Genomic DNA, 19,224 nt, shown 5'->3' on the forward strand with positions numbered 1-19,224 from the left:
AAACCATACCTAATAGGCGGTTTTTGTACCTCTAAAGATAGACCATAAGTAGCAAATCCTGCAATAACCTTGTTTTTAAATTTGTTTTTATGGCAAATTACAAGGCTTTAATTTACAATTCCCGCTATGACTTCTCGTACAGCCGAAATTGAGCGTAACACGCTTGAAACACAAATCCGCCTATCCATCAATCTTGATGGTCAAGGCCAGTCTAGTTTTGAAACTGGCGTACCATTTTTAGATCATATGTTGGATCAAATCGCCCGTCATGGACTGATCGACATGACCGTTGTGGCAAAAGGTGACCTTGAAATCGACGCCCACCATACCGTTGAAGATATTGGTATTACGCTTGGCCAGGCATTTGCCAAAGCGCTGGGCGATAAAAAAGGCATTTTTCGTTATGGCCATGCCTATGTGCCACTGGATGAATCCTTATCTCGCGTTGTTGTCGATTTTTCCGGGCGCCCCGGCTTGTTTTACCAGGTCGAATTTAAACGCGCCATGATTGGCCAATTCGACGTTGATTTATTCCGTGAATTTTTCCAGGGCTTTGTCAATCATGCCGGTGTCAGCCTGCATATTGACAATTTAAAGGCCGGTAACGCCCATCATATTGCCGAAACTGTGTTTAAAGCCTTTGGCCGCGCGGTTCGGCAGGCGATTACCCTAGACCCTCGCATGGCAGGCATGATGCCTTCCACCAAAGGATGTTTATAACCTTAAAGACTTAAACCCCAGCCAGCTATGTCAAGCGTTGCCGTTATTGATTACGGAATGGGCAATCTGCATTCGATTGCTAAAGCATTACAACATGCCGATTCCCGTGTAAAAGTCGTCCTAGCGTCCGATTCTGCCAGCATTCTCAAGGCTGACCGGATCGTTTTTCCCGGTGTCGGCGGTATGCGTGACTGCATGCAAGCATTAACTCAAACCGGTCTTGCCGACACCATTATCCAGGCCGCGACAAGCAAACCTTTCTTAGGGATTTGCTTAGGTATGCAGGCCTTGTTGAGCGATAGCGAAGAAAACCAACACACCGATTGCTTAGGCCTTATTCCAGGTCATGTTGTCCGCTTTCCACAGAAGTTAACGGACAAGGCTGGAAATACCTTGAAAATCCCCCATATGGGCTGGAACCAGGTCAAACAAGTAACACACCCCTTATGGCGTCATATTCCAGATAACAGCCGGTTTTATTTTGTGCATAGTTACTATGCTGTGCCCGATAACCCGGCCCATGTTTTTGGTCGCAGCGAATACCCTGAGCCTTTCGTTTGCGCCATTGGCAAAGATAACCTTTTTGCCGTACAGTTCCATCCTGAAAAAAGCCAAAAGCTAGGCTTGCAGTTGCTGAAAAATTTTCTCAACTGGGATGGCAGCCTCTGACTTTTTCTATCGAGATTACCGAGACACCGTTATGTTATTAATTCCCGCTATTGATCTAAAGGACGGAAAATGTGTTCGCCTGCGTCAGGGCAGAATGGAAGACGATACCGTTTTTTCTGAAGACCCGGTTGAAGTGGCTTCACGTTGGGTCGAGGCTGGTGCCCGCCGTATTCACCTGGTTGACTTGGACGGCGCATTTGCCGGCAAACCGGTCAATGCCGATATTATTCACGCCATTGCCGACCGCTACCCTGATGTACCCGTCCAAATTGGCGGCGGCATTCGTGATGAAGATACCGTTCAGGAATACCTTAATGCCGGCGTGCAATATGTCATCATCGGCACTAAAGCAGTCAGTGACCCGATGTTTGTACACGATGTAGCCATGGAATTTCCGGGCCATATCATCGTCGGCCTCGATGCTAAAGATGGCAAGGTTGCCGTCGATGGCTGGTCTAAACTGTCTCGTCACGACGTCATCGACATGGCGCAGAAATTTGAAGACTATGGTGTTGAAGCCATTATTTATACCGATATTTCCCGAGATGGCATGATGCAAGGGGTCAATGTCGAAGCCACCGCTAAGCTGGCGCGGGAGATTCGAATCCCGGTTATCGCTTCCGGCGGGATTACCAATATGGATGATATTCGAGCCCTCGGCAAAGTGGCCGAAGACGGCATCATGGGTGCAATCACTGGCCGAGCCATCTATGAAGGCACACTGGATTTTGCCGAAGCCGAAAAACTGGCGGAAAGTTTTGCACCATGAGTTTAGCCAAACGTATTATCCCTTGTCTTGATGTCGATAACGGCCGCGTCGTCAAAGGCGTAAAATTTGTCGATATTCGTGACGCCGGTGACCCCGTTGAAATCGCCCGCCGTTATGATCGCGAAGGCGCGGATGAAATCACCTTCCTCGACATCACCGCCACCCATGACAACCGCGACACCATCGTGCATGTGGTTGAACAAGTCGCCAGCGAAGTCTTTATCCCGCTGACCGTTGGTGGTGGCATCCGCAAGCTTGATGATATTCGCACCATGCTGAGCGCCGGCGCCGATAAAGTTGGCATTAACAGTGCCGCCGTATTTAATCCGGAATTTGTCCGCGAGGCCGCAGAAAAATTTGGCTCACAGTGTATCGTCGTCGCCATCGATGCCAAAAAAGTCAGCGCCGACAACGAAGCTGATCGCTGGGAAATTTTTACCCACGGCGGCCGCAAACCGACCGGTATCGATGCCATCGAATGGGCCATCAAAATGACCGATTATGGCGCCGGTGAAATTCTATTGACCAGCATGGATCGTGATGGTACTAAATCCGGCTTTGACCTGGCACTGACCCGCTCGATCAGCGAAGCGGTTGCAATTCCGGTCATTGCATCTGGCGGCGTCGGTAACCTAGATCATCTGGTCGAAGGCATTATTCAAGGCAAGGCCGATGCCGTACTAGCGGCCAGTATTTTTCATTTTGCCGAATACAGCATCGAAGAAGCCAAACACCATATGCAAAATAACGGCATTGAGGTTCGTTTGCAATGAACGCAAGCTGGCTGGATGAGATTCGCTGGAACGACGATGGCCTGGTTCCTGTCATTGCACAATCGGCTAAAACTGGCCGCGTCGTGATGTTTGCCTGGATGAATCGGGAGGCATTAGAGCTGACAGCGCAACACGGCTACGCGGTATATTGGTCACGTTCACGGCAGAGACTCTGGCGCAAGGGGGAAGAGTCGGGGCATCGACAAAAAGTACTCGATATCCGTATCGATTGCGATAAAGATGTTATCCTGCTTGAAATTGAACAAGAAGGTGGTATCGCCTGTCATACCGGACGGGAAAGCTGTTTTTATCACCGCCTAAAGCAGAACCGCTGGGAAGCTGTTGATCCAGTATTAAAAGACCCAGGCGTGATTTATCAAAAATAAATACCCTCCATTATGAAAACTCCTGAATTAAACCGTCTGTTATCATTAAAAAAAGGCATTAAAATCACGCATATGGCCATTTTGGCTGTATCGATTCTAGTGGCATCCTTTCTATTTACTGGTAATAAAATTGCCCTATTTGAAGAATCTATCGACTATGAATTAACCCGCGCAATCTTACAGGCCATTGAAGAGCAAAACAAAGATAAACAACTTGAGTATGCAGAATCCAAACCCATTATTAAGTCACTCAAAAAACCGTTAAGGGATTTTGAATATAATCTATATAGAAACCGCACCCGCGCCTTAGGATACCTGACCATCATAAAACAGCGCTTTAAATATTTACGCTACAAAGACCTTGATACATCCGCCGCAGAAAACATATTACGCAATGCGGCCGACCAAGCCAATCTATCCTCAAAAAACGAGTGAGATTCCCTCTGATTCATGGCTAATAACGCCCATGTACCGGCGTCTATTGCGCGCATTGCCATCCCCGTCCCATTAAACCGGCTGTTTGACTACCGCTTGCCCTCCGAACTTAACCCGGTTGAGCTCAAACCTGGTATCCGAATACGCGTTCCTTTTGGCAAAACCCATAAAATTGGCATCCTGCTCAGTGTCGAAAAAGACACTAATATCCCCGCGCATCGCCTAAAAGACATTACCGAAATACTGGATACACAGCCTATTTTCTCTGATCAACACATCCTGTTACTCAAATGGGCCAGTCGCTACTACCATCATCCCATTGGCGATGTGTTTCAAACCGCATTGCCGTTAGCACTGCGCAAAGGAAAACCGGCTCAAATCACCACCGAAAAATATTATTGTTTAACCAAAAGCGGGATTAGCACTACACCAGAAACACTTAAACGAGCCAAGCGCCAACAAGCCCTGCTGTGTTGGTTTAAGCAAAGCAACGGCGTTGCCAGCGCCCAGCAATTACGCGACTGGCATAGCAACTGGCGCCCTGTACTCAAAGGCCTGATCGACAAACAACTGGTCGAAGAAAGTACCTATCGCCCGCCCGCCTCGGATAAAAATCTCCTCAATCAAACCGCTTTAGCAGCAAATTCTAAGCAACAATACGCCATCGACCATATCTGCCAACAATTAGATGATTTTCATGCCTATTTACTTGAAGGTGTGACTGGCAGCGGTAAAACCGAAGTCTATTTACAGGTAATTGAACAGGTTCTTAAAAAACAACGGCAAGTTCTGGTGTTATTGCCTGAAATAACCCTGACCCCGCAGTTAGAGCAACGCTTCTGTCAACGCTTCAATGTGCCTATTGTGTCCAGCCATTCGCGCATGAGCGATAACGAACGCCTGAACGCCTGGCTAAAAATGCGTAGCGGCGACGCTGCCATTCTGCTGGGCACACGTTCGGCACTGTTTACACCACTTAAAAACCCCGGTCTGATCATTCTGGATGAAGAGCATGACAGCTCCTTCAAACAACAAGAAGGCTTCCGCTTTTCCACCCGCGATGTCGCCTTGGTACAGGCACGTAATCTCGGCATCCCCATCATATTAGGCTCAGCCACCCCGTCGCTAGAGAGCTTGTATAATGTGCGCCAGGGACGATTGCAATTATTGACGTTACCGGCTCGCGCAGGAAAGGCCAGCAAACCGAGCTTTCAATTGCTTGATGTGCGCAACAAAAAAATGCAGGACGGTTTGTCCGCCATGTTAGTGAACGAAATCGAACAAACCCTGGCCAAACAGGAGCAAGTACTGCTGTTTTTGAATCGTCGTGGTTTTGCACCGGTACAAATGTGCCACAGTTGCGGCTATGTCTCCCGCTGCCCGCGTTGCGACGCCAATATGGTCATTCACTTTTCCGACAACAAACTGAGCTGCCACCACTGTGGCCGGGAACAGGCGTTGAGCATGACCTGCCCGGCCTGCAAATCGACTCAGTTACAGGCCGTCGGCCGTGGCACCGAGCGGGTTGAACAAACGCTGAATCAACTCTTCCCGGACAAGACCATCATTCGTCTAGATCGTGACAGCACCCAGCGTAAAGGCACACTGGAAAAGTATTTGACCCAAATCAATCAAGGCCAGGCCGATATTATTTTAGGGACGCAAATGCTGGCAAAAGGCCACCATTTCCCCAATGTCACGCTGGTGGCGATTCTCGATGTCGATAGCGGCCTGTTCAGCATCGATTTTCATAGTGCCGAAAAAATGGCCCAGATGATTATTCAAGTTGCTGGACGCGCAGGCCGCGCCGAAAAACCCGGCAAAGTCTTGCTGCAAACGCATCACCCCGACCATCCTTTACTGGTCACCATCTTGAAACAAGGTTATCCGGCTTTTGCAACAGCTGCCCTGGCTGAACGCCAGCAAGCAGGCCTTCCACCCTACAGTTTTCAGGCGCTATTGCGGATACAAGCCGGCAACACACAAGCCCCGCAGCAATTTCTACAAGAACTTATCGAACGTATCCGCCCCGATACGCCGGCTGATGTTATGATTTTAGGCCCGGTTCCTGCACCAATGGCTAAAAAGGCCGGCCAATTTCGCTATCAGCTGTTATTACAAAGCTCACATCGAAAAGCCTTGCATAAGCTATTGGATACTCTGATCCTGACCATTGAAACCTTAAAATCTGCCCACAAAATTCGCTGGTCCTTAGATGTCGACCCGGTCGGCCTTTATTAGTCCACCCGATTCATGGATAATACGCGGTTATTTGTATTTTTCAGTTCAGGTCAGATGGCATTCGCAAATCGTTGCCACACTGACTTGCCAAACTTTATATAAAAAACCATGAAACAAACCCTGGAAGCTCTGCTTGAACAGGCACTTGATGATTTGAAATCACAGGCCGCCGTACCTCAAGATTTAACCCTGAAGCCGAGTGTTGAACGGACACGTGATCCACAGCATGGCGATTTTGCCACCAACCTGGCCATGATGCTGGCAAAACCCTGTAAAAGCAATCCGCGCCAACTGGCTGAGCAACTGATTGCGGCGCTGCCTCAAGATGCTCGTATCGAAAAAGTTGAGATCGCAGGCCCTGGCTTCATCAATTTCTACCTGAACAGCACAGCTCAGTTTGAAGTGGTGCAACAAATTCATGATGCTGGCCAGCGCTACGGCTTGAGCCAAATCGGTGCGGGTAAAAAAGTGCAGGTTGAATTTGTCTCCGCCAACCCGACAGGCCCTTTACACGTCGGCCACGGCCGTGGCGCCGCGTATGGCTCTGCCGTAGCGGATTTACTGGAAGCTGTCGGTTTCGAGGTGGAACGTGAATATTATGTCAACGACGCCGGCCGGCAAATGGATATTCTGGCGACCAGCATCTGGCTACGCTATCTGGAAGAATGTGGCGAAGTGGTTCCCTTCCCCAGCAACGGTTATCGCGGCGAATATGTGCGGGAAATTGCTGTGCAGCTGCATAACAGCGTCGGCAATGAATATCGCCGTCCGGCTGAATTGATTCTCGAAGATATCCCGGCCGATGAACCTCAGGGCGGCGACAAGGAAAAACATATCGACGCCTTGATCGAGCGCACGCAAACCTTGCTCGGCTCACAATACGATGATGTTTTTCAAGCCGGCCTGAAACAGATTCTGGAGGATATTCGCCAAGACCTGGAAGAATTTGGCGTCAGCTATCAAAACTGGTTTTCAGAGCGCTCCCTGATGGATTCCGGTGCAGTTGAAAATGCCTTGCAAAAACTCGATGAGGCCGGTTTTCTGTACGAAAAAGAAGGCGCAAAATGGTTCGCCTCCAGCAAACTTGGCGACGAAAAAGACCGCGTCGTGGTCCGTGAAAACGGCCAGACCACCTATTTCGCCTCGGATATCGCCTACCACTTGAACAAGCTGGAACGCGGTTATGATGAAATCATCAATATCTGGGGGGCGGACCACCACGGCTACATTCCACGGGTACGCGCAGCATTGAAGGCCTTAGGCGGCGATAACAGCAAGCTTAAAATCCTGCTGGTGCAATTTGCTATTTTATGGCGTGGCGAGGAGAAAGTGCCCATGTCCACCCGTGCAGGTGAATTTGTGACCTTGCGTCAGCTCCGCAACGAAGTCGGCAAAGATGCCGCGCGCTTTTTCTATGTAATGCGCAAATCTGAACAACACATGGATTTTGACCTGAAACTGGCAACCTCGAAAAGTAACGAAAATCCGGTATATTATGTGCAATATGCGCATGCGCGGGTGTGCAGTGTCTTACGGCAACTGGATGAAAAAAACCTGCCGCGCGACATACCGCTAGGCATGGAAAACCTGAATCGCTTGACTGAAGAGCACGAATCGGCACTGTTGACGACGCTGTCAAAATATCCTGAAGTTTTGGAACGGGCAGCATTGCAACATGAACCGCATCAATTGATTCATTATTTGCGTGAACTGGCCAACAATTTCCACACTTATTACAACGCCCATCAATTTCTAGTGGACGATGCGGCCTTACGCGATGCCCGGCTGAATCTGATTTGTGCAGTCAAACAAGTCCTCGCGAATGGTTTGAATCTGTTGAAAATCAATACCCCTGAGGCGATGTAATGCCGAGAGACTACAAACACCGCGCACAACCGAAAAAAAACCGCAGCAAACAGGTGGCGCCTAAGGTGGCCTGGTGGAAATGGCTGCTGGTACTGGTATTAATCGCGGCGTTTGTAGGATTTCTCAATTTTTTAAGAACATCGACACCGGCATCGAAAACCGCAACGGAAACTCAGCTCACAGCGCCGCATAACACGGCAAAAAAGCCAAAGCCCAAACCCAAAAAACCGGCCAAGAAAACGGAAAAACCACATTTTGAATTTTATACCCGGCTGCCGAAAGAAACCGTGGTCACCGATTATGAAATCAAAACCCGTGTGCGTGAAGAACGTGTCGGCAAAGCCAAAAAAGCGCAATATCTGATCCAGGCGGGTTCTTTCCAAAAGTTTTCAGATGCCGACAAACGCCGGGCGCAACTGGCCTTGATGGGCTTTGAATCGCACATCGAGAAAGCCCGTGTCGGCAACACCGTCTGGCACAGGGTCAAACTCGGGCCATTTTCCCGCCCGTCCGCCGTCACTACGATTCAGACACGACTGAAAAAAGCCGGTATTGATGTCATTATTACTGAAAAATAAATTGCACTTATGAGTTGAATCTAAGATTGATGTTACGCAGACGTAACGTGTTTAATGAATTTACAGCCAAGTTAACCTTAAACCATGTAGGGGCAATTCATGAATTGCCCCTACGGAGTCTACTTTTATACATCTCAACAACTGATGTTACGCAGCGGCTCTTCAATCTCATTCCCATAATCTTCCATTCACCCACCGTGAAAGAAAAAGTCATCTCTGGCCTCTATCTTTTATCGACACTTCAGACCACTGAGATCACAGAGAATGAAACCGTGCAACAAGGATGAACAACAAATGTTTCTACAGGGTCGTTAATAACTGAATGAATCCAGATCAGTCAATGGAATTAAACGATACAAGTTACAATCCGAGTTCACTTACGTTTAGGCGGCACCGGATCATGACCATGCCCACCCCAGGGCTGGCAGCGTAGCAACCGTTTCAGGGTCAACCAACTGCCATAAAAAGGCCCATGCTGTTTCAAAGCGTCCAACGCATATTCTGAACAGGTGGGCTGATAACGGCAACTGGGCGGAAAAAACGGCGAAATGACGAGCTGATAAAAGCGCACGACTTTAATTAAAATAAATTGCAGAGCTTTCGTGATCATCTCAGGCAATACTCTGGTATAAGGCCTGACAAACCGTATCGAGCTGATCATCGGTCATAATATAAGGTGGCATAGTGTAAAGCAGGCGACCAAAAGGCCGCAACCATACGCCTTGCTCAACCAGCCGACTTTGAATCTTGCCAACATCCAGCGCCTGTTTCATTTCCACCACGCCAATTGCGCCTAAAACACGCACATCGGCTACATTTGACAAATCCCTACAAGGCGCAAGCCCCGTCGCTAATCTGTTTTCGATACGTTGAATGGTCTGTTGCCAGTCCGATTCGAGCAACACATCCAAACTAGAACAGGCCACCCGGCAGGCCAGTGGATTAGCCATAAATGTTGGCCCATGCATGAAGCAATGCGCCTCACTCTCGGCAATTTGCTGGCTGATGGCGCGCGTTGTCAAGGTTGCCGCCAATGTCATATAGCCGCCGGTCAAGGCCTTGCCCAAACACAATAAATCCGGAGTCACCCCGGCATGTTCACAGGCCAGCAAGCGGCCACTACGCCCAAATCCGGTAGCGATTTCATCGGCAATCAACAACACCTGATATTCATCGCACAATTGTCTGATTTCACGCAAATACTGTAGATGATAAAACCACATGCCGCCTGCACCCTGCACAATCGGCTCCAGAATCACAGCAGCAATATGTTGATGATTCTGCTGTAATAGCCGTGCAAATTCGTCTATCGCCTCGGGGCGCCAGTCCTGATGGAAACGAATCTCAGGACGCGGGGCAAAATAATGCTGTGGCAACACCCCCGTAAACAAATGGTGCATGCCATTTTCCGGGTCACAAACCGACATCGCGCCAAAGGTGTCACCATGATACCCCCCCTTGAAGGCCAAAAAACGGTGTTTTGCGGCCTTGCCTTGCGCCTGCCAGTATTGAATCGCCATTTTTAACGCGACCTCCACGCTAACAGAGCCTGAATCGGCCAGAAAAACCTGATCCAATGCAGGCGGGGTGATTTGCAACAAACGCTTGACCAATTCTGCAGCCGGTTCGTGAGTCAAGCCACCAAACATGACATGCGCCATTTGCTCGATTTGCGCATGCGCGACCTGGTTTAGACGCGGATGATTATAGCCGTGAATGACCGACCACCAGGATGACATACCATCAATCAAACGGCGACCATCTGTTAATGTTAAATAGACACCCTCGGCAGATGCGACTGGATATGGCTCAGGCTGGGCCGGAATTGCCGTGTAAGGATGCCAGATATGCTGTCTATCCAGCGCTAGCAGTGCTTCAGTCTTCATACACTAATCGCCGCGGTCGCTTTGCGCAGGCGATCATTGACCGCCAGCCAGCTTTCATCATCCGGTACCGCTTCCACCAAAATCTTATCCAATCCTTGCTGATCTAGCTGCCGCAATGCGGCATACAAGTCATGGCCATAAGCAACCGGGTCGTCTGACATTTTTTGCAGGCGGACCCGGCCTTCAAATTGAGGATAATCCCGCCAACTTAAAATTCCCACACTACGCTTTTTTGACAAATACTCTGCAACCTGTTGCAGCAATTCCGACTGTGTGCATAAAGCACTAGGCGTATCTGGCGCATAATGCAAGGCCAATGTCCCTGGCGCGCGCGTTTCAATACCGTTGGACAAAGTAACCGGCTGCCCGATAACATCGGCTATTTGTTCCGGCGAAATATGTCCTGGGCGCAAAATCCGCGGTTGACACCCGGTTAAATCGACAATGGTTGACTCCAAACCAACGCGGCAATCACCACCGTCCAGAATCAATTCAATCCGATCACCAAGTTCTGACAAAACATGCGCGGCCTGCGTAGGGCTGACATGATTGAAGCGATTGGCCGATGGCGCGGCGATGCCGCTGCCAAATTGCCGTAACAAAGCAAGCGCAAGCGGATTGTCTGGAATGCGTAAGGCGACAGTCTGTTGGCCGCCGGTCACCTCGAGCGGCACATCGGGATGCTTAGGCAAAATCATGGCCAACGGCCCCGGCCAAAACTGTTCTGCCAACCGCCAGGCCACATCAGGGATAGCTTGCGCCCATTGCGCTAATTGCGAGACGTCAGCCAAATGCACAATCAAGGGATGATTGGCCGGACGCTGTTTCACCGCAAAAATTCTACGCACAGCTACCGGATTACGGGCATCCGCCCCTAAGCCATACACAGTTTCGGTTGGAAAAGCGACTAACCCGCCCCGTTTGAGAATATCTATCGCATCGTTAAGCGCATCTTCGCCTGCAATTCGAGCGTGCTCTGGTATCATGAATGTACGACTTATTAAAATAAGTAATTATAGCATTTCCCTTTATCAAAGCATGATCGTCGTAAAATCAAATCAAAGATAGGTAACCGTACGTATTTTTTTCTACAGTAATTTATTTAAAATAAATTTCAACGGAAGTTTAAAGCTGAAGATGTGCCATCACCTCATATTATCACAGGCCCTAATGTCATGACTTTTACAGTCAGTGTGCAAATGAAAGGCCAGGTGGTAGAAATCAGCGGCGCTGGGACGATGACCATTGGCAGCTTAGTTACTAACCCGTTATAACTGTTTTATATTCGCGATCATTTTAGATTGCGGGGCTCGATTTTAGGGGGCGGATTTTAGATCAACCCGTCACCTAAAGGTACCTGAAGACGGTAAGCTGTAAACTTAAGTGTTCAGGTTTTTACGTATTATTATTTAGGGGGTATTACCTATGAAAACTTTAAAAATAATTGCAGCCAGCGCATTACTTGCTGGCATGAGTGTTGCCCATGCTAATGAGCCTGTTACTTTGTCTGATGCTCAAATGGACAATGTTACAGCCGCCGGCACAGGAACTGCTGATGCATTCGCAGGTGCTTTCGGCGTCATTGGCGCCACTACCTATACATCGGTTTTCACCAGTGTCGAAGTGTTAGAAATTATTCAAATTCAAGCAGGGCAAATCACTGTCGATCAGACGATGTCAGTATCTCATTCTGAAGGCGCTGCGCTTTAATAATTCCTGGAGGATTTTATCATGAAAAACGTAATCAAAATGTTAGTCGGTGCTTCTGTTCTAGCTGTTGCAGGTTCTGCTATCGCTCAAGAACCTGTTACCTTATCAGAAGCTCAAATGGATGGGGTCACTGCCGGTGCCGTCGTTCTCTTATCCGGTGCCGGTATTGCTGATGCAGGTTCATTGGCCATTGCCAATACGCTGGGTTTGACTAATTCTTACACCGATGTCCAGGTTGACCCAACTGGCGCAATCACCGGCATCATGAGTGTCGTCTCGCAAGGTGCATCGGCGTCATTGGCAAACTCTGTTACCAATGGCGGCTCTATTGGTGGCGCACTTGCCGTAAGCTCTTCCTCTGCAGGTGCTCAATTGCTGTAAAAGATAACAGGCGTGTGTATTCACACACCACCTGTTACCTAGAGCATGACCGCCAAGTAACGCTCTGAGTTTTATACTAACTCAGAGCGTTAATTTTATCTGTGAAAAATATCACAGTATGAAAAATAATAATTTTTAACTAGGGGCTGTTGCCGTTTTGAAAATCCCCCTTGAAATTCAATAACTCCGCCACATAGATTGTTTATTTTGACTCAAAAACAAGCAAACTATGCCCCGACAAATGCTTACGGATGAACTTTGGGAGAAACTGAAGATAATTATGTTGAAAATGGGAATTTATGACAAACCTTGTCTTCGAAAAACAGTCGAAGGTATTTTTTATCGCTTGCGAGTAGGTTGTCCCTGGAGAGATTTACCCACGGCTTTTGGTAATTGGAATGCGGTATATAAACGATTCAATGACTGGTCTCGTAAAGAAAAACTGATGGGTATTTTTAACGCCTTGGTTGTTGATCCAGACCTGGAATGGGAATTTATTGATGGGAGTATTGTGAAAGCACATCAGCATAGTAGTGGTGCGGCCTGTGAACAAGAAACAGCGATAGGGAAATCTGTCGCCGGGAACACCAGTAAAATTCATATGGCCGTTGATGCCTGTGGTCTTCCTATTCATTTCTCAGTGACAGGCGGCGAAGTTCATGACTGTAAAGAAGCACCGAAATTAGTTGCAGAGCTCCCAAAAGGTGACTATATAGTTGCTGACAGAGGCTATGACAGTGAAGCATTACGTCTTCAAATTAAAGACAAAGGGGCTGTTCCTGTTATCCCAAGAAAAAGAATTCAACTCGGGGAAATGATGAAATGGATTGGTGTCTCTACAAATATCGCCATCTCGTTGAAAATGTGTTTGCAAGACTTAAGCATTTCAGAGCGATCGCCACGCGATATGACAAACTCAAACGAAATTTTGAAGGCTCTATCGCTCTGGCTTGCGCCTTTTATGGTTACCTATGTGAAATGGCAACAGCCCCTAATCGTGCAAGCAGTTTATTATTTAATTACGCAAAAAACGATTTAAAAGCTTAAATATAACGGAAATTATTCACACTAAAGACCTGGCCTCATTCACTCTTTTTTTACAAAACATCTTAAGTCACAAAGAAAAACAAAGCGTTGAGCTTAAAATAAAGCTAAAGAATGGGGCATTGACAAGCGTACTCTGTCATGGCTGCACTCATAATATTGACGACGGCAGACATGAGATTTTTTTTGACACTGCAAGATATTAGCCAACAGAAATTAGCCGAAAAAGCAATTTTCTTACTTAACAATGAACTAGAAAAAAAAGTCTATGCTCAGACTTCCGAGTTAATACAAAAAAATAAAAACTCCGAGAAAAAAATAGCTGAGATTAAGAAGTCCAAGCAATTAATTAACAATCGAGAGACAAAACTAAAATCTGTTTTTAATGCTGCTGTCGAAGGAATTTTAATCATAAAGGATGATGGCAACATTGAATCAGCTAACAAAGCTGTCAGCAATATTTTTGGTTATCCCGCCGATGAACTCATTGGCCGTAATATTAATAAACTCATCCCTTCTAGACAGCACGTACTACAAAATAATTTTTTTCATGTTTATTTAGAAAAACACCAGAAAGAAATTATAGGTAAAGTCTGGGAGCTCGAAGCTCAAAAAAAAAAAAATGGCTCATTCATACCTATTGACGTATCTGTCGCTGGCTATACATTAAATCACACACAATATTTTACATGCATAATCAGAGATATCAGCGACAGGAAAGCTAAAGAATTACTGGATAAACAACATTTAGACGAACTTGCTCATGTAACCAGACTTGGGCTAATGGGAGAAATGGCTTCAGGAATTGCGCATGAAGTAAATCAACCCTTAACGGCAATAGCCACATATTGTCATGTTTGCTTAAGGCTGATAAAACAAGGCAGCCCTGATTTAGTATCCTTGTCTGAGACATTAGAGAAAACCGAGCAACAAGCACTTAGAGCGGGCAAGATTATTGCACGTATGCGCGAATTTGTCGTATCCAACACTGCAACCGATCATACTCTGACATTAATACCCTTGTTAATCATGCACTAGAGCTAGCGAGTGATGATTGCCGAAGATTCGATATTGAACAAAAAATCGAATTAGCCAAAAATTTACCTTGTGTAAATGTTGATTCGATACAAATAGAGCAAGTTCTATTAAATCTAATTAAAAATAGTATTGATGCACTAACCAAGCTACCTAAAACAGTATCTCGGCGATTATCCATACAAACTTACCTAATCGACAGCGAAACAATAGAAGTGAGAGTTAAAGATAATGGAGCAGGTATTAGCAAAGAAGCTCAGGCCAAAATATTTACCCCCTTTTATACAACAAAAAAGACCGGTATGGGCATGGGTTTATCTATCTGCCAATCATTAATTAATTCTCATAATGGTGAAATTCGATTCAACTGCAACAAAGACAAAGGTACAACATTTTATTTCACCCTGCCTATTAATGAAGTTGGAAAAAAAATGGATAGAGAAGATATTACTATTTTTATCGTTGAGGATGAACTTCCAATCCGTGACTCCTTAACTCAATTAATCGAATCGACTGGACTAAAGGTAAAAAGCTATGACTCAGCTATCGCCTTTTTAGAGCAATATGATTCGACAAAACCAGGTTGTTTGATATTAGACGTACTTATGCCTTATAAGAGCGGCTTGGAACTACAAGATGAACTGGTTCAAAGAAATATCGATATTGCCTATAGCTTTTTTTCTTAGTGGCCATGCAACGCTACAAAATATACCTTGATCAATAACATCTATGGTTCGAAAAAAAAGCCCTCAAGATTGGAATACAGTAGAACGTTTTGAAGCCATTGTTCATTGTCATCATCTCACCGATGATCAGGCTAGCGCCTATTGTCGTGAACAAGGCATCTACTTACATCATCTAAATACCTGGAAAGCGGAATTTTTGTCAGAATCTAAATCAACAGAATCCGTATATAAACAGGCGCAAACAAAACTCAAACAAGAAAACAAGCGTTTGCATAAGGAGCTAAACCGCAAAGAGAAAGCGTTATCAGAAACAGCGGCTTTACTGGTGTTATCAAAAAAAGTGCCAAGCGATCTGGGGGAAAAGGCGGCCGATTAATCGCCTACTCAGATCGCCAACACTACAGCGCACTCATTGATGAAGCCGTTGACAATGGAGCGCGGCAGAAATTAGCCTGTGAACTGGTGGGTATATCAGCTCGAACCTATCAGCGTTGGAACCGGGGGAGAAGGACTCTCAGAAGACCTACGACTGCACAATACAGCGCCTGTGCACAATCAATTATCCGAGGCCATCAAGCAAGAAATCATCACCGTGATTAATAAACCGGAATACAGCGCTTTAACGCCGCATCAAATCGTTCCGAGGTTATTGGATTTGGGCTGCTATCTCGCATCAGAATCAACCTTTTATCGTGTCATGAAAGCCCACAACCAGCTTAAGCACAGAGCTAAAGGAGCCGCAGGTCAGCATAATAAACCGCAGTCACTCAAAGCCACACAGGCCAATCAAATCTACTCGTGGGATATTACGTATTTATTAAGCCCCGTCAAAGGGCAGTATTTTTACCTCTACATGGTGATGGACATCTATAGTCGGAAAATCGTAGGCTGGCAAGTTCATGATGCCGAATCAAGCGCACACGCTGCTGATTTGATCGAAGATATCGCTCGCCGGGAAAACATCGACAAAAGCAATTGGTGATACATTCTGACAACGGCAGTCCGATGAAAGGCGCAACATTAAGGGCCAAATTGGTCGATTTAGACATTGCCACGTCGTTCAGCAGACCTCGTGTCAGTAATGATAATCCTTATTCAGAATCGTTATTTAAAACAGTCAAATATCATCATACCTTTCCAGAAAACCCTTTTAAAACATTAAGCGAAGCCAGGAACTGGGTTGAAGCTTTCGTTTGTTAGTTCAACAATGAACATCAACACAGTGCGCTCAAGTTTGTAACACCCAACCAACGCCATAACGGCTTAGACAGCGCCGTACTCGAAAAAAAAAACGAGTCATCGAGCAAGCAAAAAGAGACAATCCAGAGCGATGGAATGGACGACAAACACGAAATTTAACGCCCATTGGCCATGTTTATCTTAGGGGCTGTTGCCATTTCACATAGGTAACCATAAAAGGCGCAAGCCAGAGCGATAGAGCCTTCAAAATTTCGTTTGAGTTTGTCATATCGCGTGGCGATCGCTCTGAAATGCTTAAGTCTTGCAAACACATTTTCAACGAGATGGCGATATTTGTAGAGACACCAATCCATTTCATCATTTCCCCGAGTTGAATTCTTTTTCTTGGGATAACAGGAACAGCCCCTTTGTCTTTAATTTGAAGACGTAATGCTTCACTGTCATAGCCTCTGTCAGCAACTATATAGTCACCTTTTGGGAGCTCTGCAACTAATTTCGGTGCTTCTTTACAGTCATGAACTTCGCCGCCTGTCACTGAGAAATGAATAGGAAGACCACAGGCATCAACGGCCATATGAATTTTACTGGTGTTCCCGGCGACAGATTTCCCTATCGCTGTTTCTTGTTCACAGGCCGCACCACTACTATGCTGATGTGCTTTCACAATACTCCCATCAATAAATTCCCATTCCAGGTCTGGATCAACAACCAAGGCGTTAAAAATACCCATCAGTTTTTTTCTTTACGAGACCAGTCATTGAATCGTTTATATACCGCATTCCAATTACCAAAAGCCGTGGGTAAATCTCTCCAGGGACAACCTACTCGCAAGCGATAAAAAATACCTTCGACTGTTTTTCGAAGACAAGGTTTGTCATAAATTCCCATTTTCAACATAATTATCTTCAGTTTCTCCCAAAGTTCATCCGTAAGCATTTGTCGGGGCATAGTTTGCTTGTTTTTGAGTCAAAATAAACAATCTATGTGGCGGAGTTATTGAATTTCAAGGGGATTTTCAAAACGGCAACAGCCCCTAATCCGGATAAGGAAAATTTCAACACAACAGAATGTCAAGCAGCTTAATAAAATTCATTTCGTAAATTATTGCAAAAATGCGACAGGTTGGTTGACATTTAGCGACCCTGAGAGAACTCTTTAAGCTGCCGTTGAGAGCGACACAGGGATGTTTGTTGTCGTTAGTCCAGTTATTAAAGCTGTCTATCCAGATTCCTCATTACAGTACATTAAGTCGCCGCCAGCAAACTCTGGAGGTTCGGCTGCCTCGTTCAAGCAGTCGAACGCCAAGACACTTAGTCGTCGATTCGACCGGCTTAAAAGTCTACGGTGAAGGCGAGTGTAACCGTTCACACCCTTATAACCGCTTGCTGCTCAGGGATAGGTAAGCGGTAAGAGACTTGGCCATCTGTCAGACCCTGAGTGCAAATCGTTCTGAGGGTTTGATACAGATTAAGCCCTAACCGTCTACAGGTCTCGATCACGGACAAGATCATCGGCCGAAACTGATCGCCGCGGTGTGATTGACTGAAAAACTGATTTTCCGCCAGATAACATAAGGGCGCAACGACCTCTCCGCGGCATTGTTGGTCAGCGGCACACCGGGATGGTCCAGAAGGTCCAGAGCCTTGGAAAATCCTTTAGCAGTTTGCGGCAGCTGTTGCCGGTTTTGGTTTTTCCATGGATGAGTGCGCTCTGTTCCAGTTGGGTTTTGAGGCGTTGACGGAGCTTTTCCAGTCGCTGTCGATAATGCTGGCTTTGATAGTCGCTTTGTTGCCAGCGTTTGGCGCATCGTACCCCTAATCGAGCCAGCCTCAGCAATTTTTGACCGTCTTTGCCTGCTTGTCCCCGGCGTTGGGCTATTTTTTCCAAGTTACGGATGATATGCGCCCAGCAATATTGGTGTTTATTGGCTGCATAGTCGTTGTAAGCACCATGGCGGTCGGTGACTAAGACGCCATTGAAGTTGCCGAGTAAAGCGTTGGCCGCGCCTTTACCGCGCGAATAGTGGGTCAGAAAGTAGGCGGCCTGGTCGGTGGATAAGGACCAGAGCCAGTAGGTGCTGCGATTCCGGTAGTGTCGGGTTTCATCGGCATAGCCGAGATTCGCGGCACGAACCGCTTCACCGATTTGTTGATAGACGGGGCCAGCCAGTCATTGAGCTTTTTCTGGCTTTGGCTGATAGCTCCTAAACTGAAGGTCAGGCCCCATTGTTCCTGGAGCAGACTTTCAATCTGTCTTAAGGTCAGGTGGTAACGGCCATTTATCAGGTTGATCCAGGCAATCAGACCCGGCCCCATTTGGCCGGCAGGAACGGCGTCGGGCAGATGGGCTTTATGGTGCTGTCCACAGCGTTGACAACAACCTGCGTAGCACTGATGTTCGGTGACTTCATAGCGCACTTCAGGTAAATCAAAAACTTGATGGCGTTGGTAACGATCTATCTGGACTGTTCCACCACAACCACAGACTGCATGCGGATAGTAGCGCTTGATGTGGTCGACCTGGTCTTCGGGCAATAACGTCCGTTCGTGCTTTTTGTGGCCCGTCTGCGCCCCTTTTTACGCCCCGTCGGGGTTTTGCGGTGGCGTTCCGCGCGTTTTTTAGGGCTGTCTTGTGAGGGCGGTGCTGAGGAATTGTCGGAACCATTATTTAATTGTTCCTCCAGTTCCTCTTTCCAGATTTGGAGTTGCCTAATCGCTTCCCACAACGTCAAAATCACCTGGTGAGACTCTTCTAATGTCTCAGGCAAAGGTGGCGGTTGGGTGAAATCCAGTGGGAGTTTGCTCATACACGAATTTTCTGATTTTTTGGGTGGTTTGGCAAGTGT

At 46.8% G+C, this 19,224-nt stretch carries 22 protein-coding genes and 3 pseudogenes; 18 read left to right on the forward strand and 7 right to left on the reverse strand.

What is annotated here, in order from left to right:
• The first annotated feature begins 126 nt into the window (after positions 1–126).
• From hisB to JEU20_RS03795, 9 genes are all read left to right on the forward strand, one after another.
• Positions 127–720, forward strand: coding sequence for an imidazoleglycerol-phosphate dehydratase HisB (gene hisB, locus JEU20_RS03755; protein WP_198243726.1), 594 nt, complete (start codon positions 127–129; stop codon positions 718–720).
• 27 nt (positions 721–747) lie between these two features.
• Positions 748–1,389, forward strand: a complete 642-nt coding sequence (gene hisH / locus JEU20_RS03760; RefSeq protein WP_198243727.1) for an imidazole glycerol phosphate synthase subunit HisH — start codon at positions 748–750, stop codon at positions 1,387–1,389.
• A 31-nt stretch (positions 1,390–1,420) separates the two neighbouring features.
• Positions 1,421–2,158, forward strand: coding sequence for a 1-(5-phosphoribosyl)-5-[(5-phosphoribosylamino)methylideneamino]imidazole-4-carboxamide isomerase (gene hisA, locus JEU20_RS03765; RefSeq protein ID WP_198243728.1), 738 nt, complete (start codon positions 1,421–1,423; stop codon positions 2,156–2,158).
• Positions 2,155–2,931 (forward strand): imidazole glycerol phosphate synthase subunit HisF, encoded by a 777-nt coding sequence (hisF, locus tag JEU20_RS03770; RefSeq protein ID WP_198243729.1) that lies wholly within the window; start codon positions 2,155–2,157, stop codon positions 2,929–2,931. Before hisA ends, hisF begins: the two co-directional genes overlap by 4 nt.
• On the forward strand, positions 2,928–3,317 hold the full coding sequence (gene hisI, locus JEU20_RS03775) for a phosphoribosyl-AMP cyclohydrolase (protein ID WP_198243730.1): 390 nt from the start codon (positions 2,928–2,930) through the stop codon (positions 3,315–3,317). Before hisF ends, hisI begins: the two co-directional genes overlap by 4 nt.
• Positions 3,318–3,329: 12 nt before the next feature.
• Positions 3,330–3,752: a hypothetical protein gene (locus tag JEU20_RS03780; protein ID WP_198243731.1), complete on the forward strand. Its 423-nt coding sequence runs from the start codon at positions 3,330–3,332 to the stop codon at positions 3,750–3,752.
• Positions 3,753–3,767: 15 nt separating this feature from the next.
• Positions 3,768–5,993, forward strand: a complete 2,226-nt coding sequence (locus JEU20_RS03785; RefSeq protein WP_198243732.1) for a primosomal protein N' — start codon at positions 3,768–3,770, stop codon at positions 5,991–5,993.
• A gap of 108 nt (positions 5,994–6,101) precedes the next feature.
• The gene (gene argS, locus JEU20_RS03790; RefSeq protein ID WP_198243733.1) at positions 6,102–7,859 is read left to right on the forward strand and encodes an arginine--tRNA ligase; all 1,758 of its coding nucleotides are present in this window, start codon (positions 6,102–6,104) and stop codon (positions 7,857–7,859) included.
• On the forward strand, positions 7,859–8,437 hold the full coding sequence (locus tag JEU20_RS03795; RefSeq protein ID WP_198243734.1) for an SPOR domain-containing protein: 579 nt from the start codon (positions 7,859–7,861) through the stop codon (positions 8,435–8,437). Before argS ends, JEU20_RS03795 begins: the two co-directional genes overlap by 1 nt.
• Positions 8,438–8,810: 373 nt before the next feature.
• Here the strand turns inward: JEU20_RS03795 and yidD are convergent, their stop codons facing one another.
• Genes yidD through JEU20_RS03810 form a run of 3 tightly spaced genes read right to left on the reverse strand, consistent with a single transcriptional unit; the run spans position 8,811 to position 11,309 of the window.
• The gene (gene yidD / locus JEU20_RS03800) at positions 8,811–9,047 is read right to left on the reverse strand and encodes a membrane protein insertion efficiency factor YidD (protein ID WP_198243735.1); all 237 of its coding nucleotides are present in this window, start codon (positions 9,045–9,047) and stop codon (positions 8,811–8,813) included.
• Between the two features lies 1 nt (position 9,048).
• A complete protein-coding gene (gene bioA, locus JEU20_RS03805) occupies positions 9,049–10,323 on the reverse strand; it encodes an adenosylmethionine--8-amino-7-oxononanoate transaminase (protein ID WP_198243736.1) in 1,275 nt (424 codons plus the stop codon).
• Positions 10,320–11,309: an L-threonylcarbamoyladenylate synthase gene (locus JEU20_RS03810; protein ID WP_198243737.1), complete on the reverse strand. Its 990-nt coding sequence runs from the start codon at positions 11,307–11,309 to the stop codon at positions 10,320–10,322. The genes bioA and JEU20_RS03810 overlap by 4 nt, the downstream gene beginning before the upstream one ends.
• A 439-nt stretch (positions 11,310–11,748) precedes the next feature.
• Between JEU20_RS03810 and JEU20_RS03815 the strand changes: the two genes are divergently transcribed.
• The 8 genes and pseudogenes from JEU20_RS03815 (at position 11,749) to JEU20_RS03850 (ending at position 16,379) form a co-directional block, all read left to right on the forward strand.
• The gene (locus JEU20_RS03815; RefSeq protein ID WP_198243738.1) at positions 11,749–12,033 is read left to right on the forward strand and encodes a hypothetical protein; all 285 of its coding nucleotides are present in this window, start codon (positions 11,749–11,751) and stop codon (positions 12,031–12,033) included.
• A gap of 21 nt (positions 12,034–12,054) precedes the next feature.
• On the forward strand, positions 12,055–12,414 hold the full coding sequence (locus tag JEU20_RS03820; RefSeq protein WP_198243739.1) for a hypothetical protein: 360 nt from the start codon (positions 12,055–12,057) through the stop codon (positions 12,412–12,414).
• A gap of 229 nt (positions 12,415–12,643) precedes the next feature.
• Positions 12,644–13,391: pseudogene (locus JEU20_RS03825) on the forward strand (IS5 family transposase).
• A gap of 253 nt (positions 13,392–13,644) precedes the next feature.
• Positions 13,645–14,496 carry a PAS domain S-box protein gene (locus JEU20_RS03830; protein WP_198243740.1) on the forward strand — a complete coding sequence of 284 codons (852 nt, stop codon included), beginning with the start codon at positions 13,645–13,647 and terminating at the stop codon, positions 14,494–14,496.
• 92 nt (positions 14,497–14,588) lie between these two features.
• Positions 14,589–15,179 carry an ATP-binding protein gene (locus JEU20_RS15000; RefSeq protein WP_281066822.1) on the forward strand — a complete coding sequence of 197 codons (591 nt, stop codon included), beginning with the start codon at positions 14,589–14,591 and terminating at the stop codon, positions 15,177–15,179.
• Between the two features lie 43 nt (positions 15,180–15,222).
• Positions 15,223–15,555 (forward strand): transposase, encoded by a 333-nt coding sequence (locus tag JEU20_RS03840; protein ID WP_198243741.1) that lies wholly within the window; start codon positions 15,223–15,225, stop codon positions 15,553–15,555.
• 78 nt (positions 15,556–15,633) lie between these two features.
• Entirely contained in the window at positions 15,634–16,161 is a 528-nt protein-coding gene (locus JEU20_RS03845; RefSeq protein ID WP_198243742.1) for a DDE-type integrase/transposase/recombinase, read from the forward strand.
• Positions 16,158–16,379 carry an integrase core domain-containing protein gene (locus tag JEU20_RS03850; protein ID WP_198243743.1) on the forward strand — a complete coding sequence of 74 codons (222 nt, stop codon included), beginning with the start codon at positions 16,158–16,160 and terminating at the stop codon, positions 16,377–16,379. Before JEU20_RS03845 ends, JEU20_RS03850 begins: the two co-directional genes overlap by 4 nt.
• A gap of 198 nt (positions 16,380–16,577) precedes the next feature.
• Here JEU20_RS03850 and JEU20_RS03855 read toward each other — a convergent pair.
• Positions 16,578–17,327 (reverse strand): annotated as a pseudogene (locus tag JEU20_RS03855) (IS5 family transposase).
• 194 nt (positions 17,328–17,521) lie between these two features.
• Between JEU20_RS03855 and JEU20_RS03860 the strand changes: the two are divergent.
• Positions 17,522–17,782 (forward strand): transposase, encoded by a 261-nt coding sequence (locus JEU20_RS03860; protein WP_281066823.1) that lies wholly within the window; start codon positions 17,522–17,524, stop codon positions 17,780–17,782.
• Between the two features lie 104 nt (positions 17,783–17,886).
• On the opposite strand, the pseudogene JEU20_RS15005 reads toward JEU20_RS03860, so the two are convergent.
• The 3 genes and pseudogenes from JEU20_RS15005 to JEU20_RS15795 all read right to left on the reverse strand — a co-directional run bounded on the left by JEU20_RS15005 (position 17,887) and on the right by JEU20_RS15795 (position 19,185).
• Positions 17,887–18,524: pseudogene (locus JEU20_RS15005) on the reverse strand (IS66 family transposase).
• Entirely contained in the window at positions 18,407–18,913 is a 507-nt protein-coding gene (locus tag JEU20_RS03870; RefSeq protein WP_198243746.1) for a hypothetical protein, read from the reverse strand. Before JEU20_RS03870 ends, JEU20_RS15005 begins: the two are co-directional and overlap by 118 nt.
• Entirely contained in the window at positions 18,835–19,185 is a 351-nt protein-coding gene (locus tag JEU20_RS15795; RefSeq protein WP_425356673.1) for a DUF6444 domain-containing protein, read from the reverse strand. Before JEU20_RS15795 ends, JEU20_RS03870 begins: the two co-directional genes overlap by 79 nt.
• Positions 19,186–19,224 lie beyond the last annotated feature (39 nt).

It is taken from the genome of methane-oxidizing endosymbiont of Gigantopelta aegis (assembly GCF_016097405.1).
In the GTDB taxonomy this organism is placed as follows: Bacteria; Pseudomonadota; Gammaproteobacteria; order Methylococcales; family Methylomonadaceae; genus Methylomarinum.

Coding starts and splice junctions, on each gene's coding strand:
- JEU20_RS03795 (WP_198243734.1), top strand. CDS start 7,859: ATGCCGAGAGACTACAAACACCGCGCACAACCGAAAAAAAACCGCAGC.
- hisB (WP_198243726.1), top strand. CDS start 127: ATGACTTCTCGTACAGCCGAAATTGAGCGTAACACGCTTGAAACACAA.
- JEU20_RS03815 (WP_198243738.1), top strand. CDS start 11,749: ATGAAAACTTTAAAAATAATTGCAGCCAGCGCATTACTTGCTGGCATG.
- JEU20_RS03780 (WP_198243731.1), top strand. CDS start 3,330: ATGAAAACTCCTGAATTAAACCGTCTGTTATCATTAAAAAAAGGCATT.
- JEU20_RS03840 (WP_198243741.1), top strand. CDS start 15,223: ATGGTTCGAAAAAAAAGCCCTCAAGATTGGAATACAGTAGAACGTTTT.
- argS (WP_198243733.1), top strand. CDS start 6,102: ATGAAACAAACCCTGGAAGCTCTGCTTGAACAGGCACTTGATGATTTG.
- JEU20_RS03810 (WP_198243737.1), bottom strand. CDS start 11,309: ATGATACCAGAGCACGCTCGAATTGCAGGCGAAGATGCGCTTAACGAT.
- bioA (WP_198243736.1), bottom strand. CDS start 10,323: ATGAAGACTGAAGCACTGCTAGCGCTGGATAGACAGCATATCTGGCAT.
- hisA (WP_198243728.1), top strand. CDS start 1,421: ATGTTATTAATTCCCGCTATTGATCTAAAGGACGGAAAATGTGTTCGC.
- JEU20_RS15795 (WP_425356673.1), bottom strand. CDS start 19,185: ATGAGCAAACTCCCACTGGATTTCACCCAACCGCCACCTTTGCCTGAG.
- hisF (WP_198243729.1), top strand. CDS start 2,155: ATGAGTTTAGCCAAACGTATTATCCCTTGTCTTGATGTCGATAACGGC.
- yidD (WP_198243735.1), bottom strand. CDS start 9,047: ATGATCACGAAAGCTCTGCAATTTATTTTAATTAAAGTCGTGCGCTTT.
- JEU20_RS03820 (WP_198243739.1), top strand. CDS start 12,055: ATGAAAAACGTAATCAAAATGTTAGTCGGTGCTTCTGTTCTAGCTGTT.
- JEU20_RS03785 (WP_198243732.1), top strand. CDS start 3,768: ATGGCTAATAACGCCCATGTACCGGCGTCTATTGCGCGCATTGCCATC.
- hisH (WP_198243727.1), top strand. CDS start 748: ATGTCAAGCGTTGCCGTTATTGATTACGGAATGGGCAATCTGCATTCG.
- hisI (WP_198243730.1), top strand. CDS start 2,928: ATGAACGCAAGCTGGCTGGATGAGATTCGCTGGAACGACGATGGCCTG.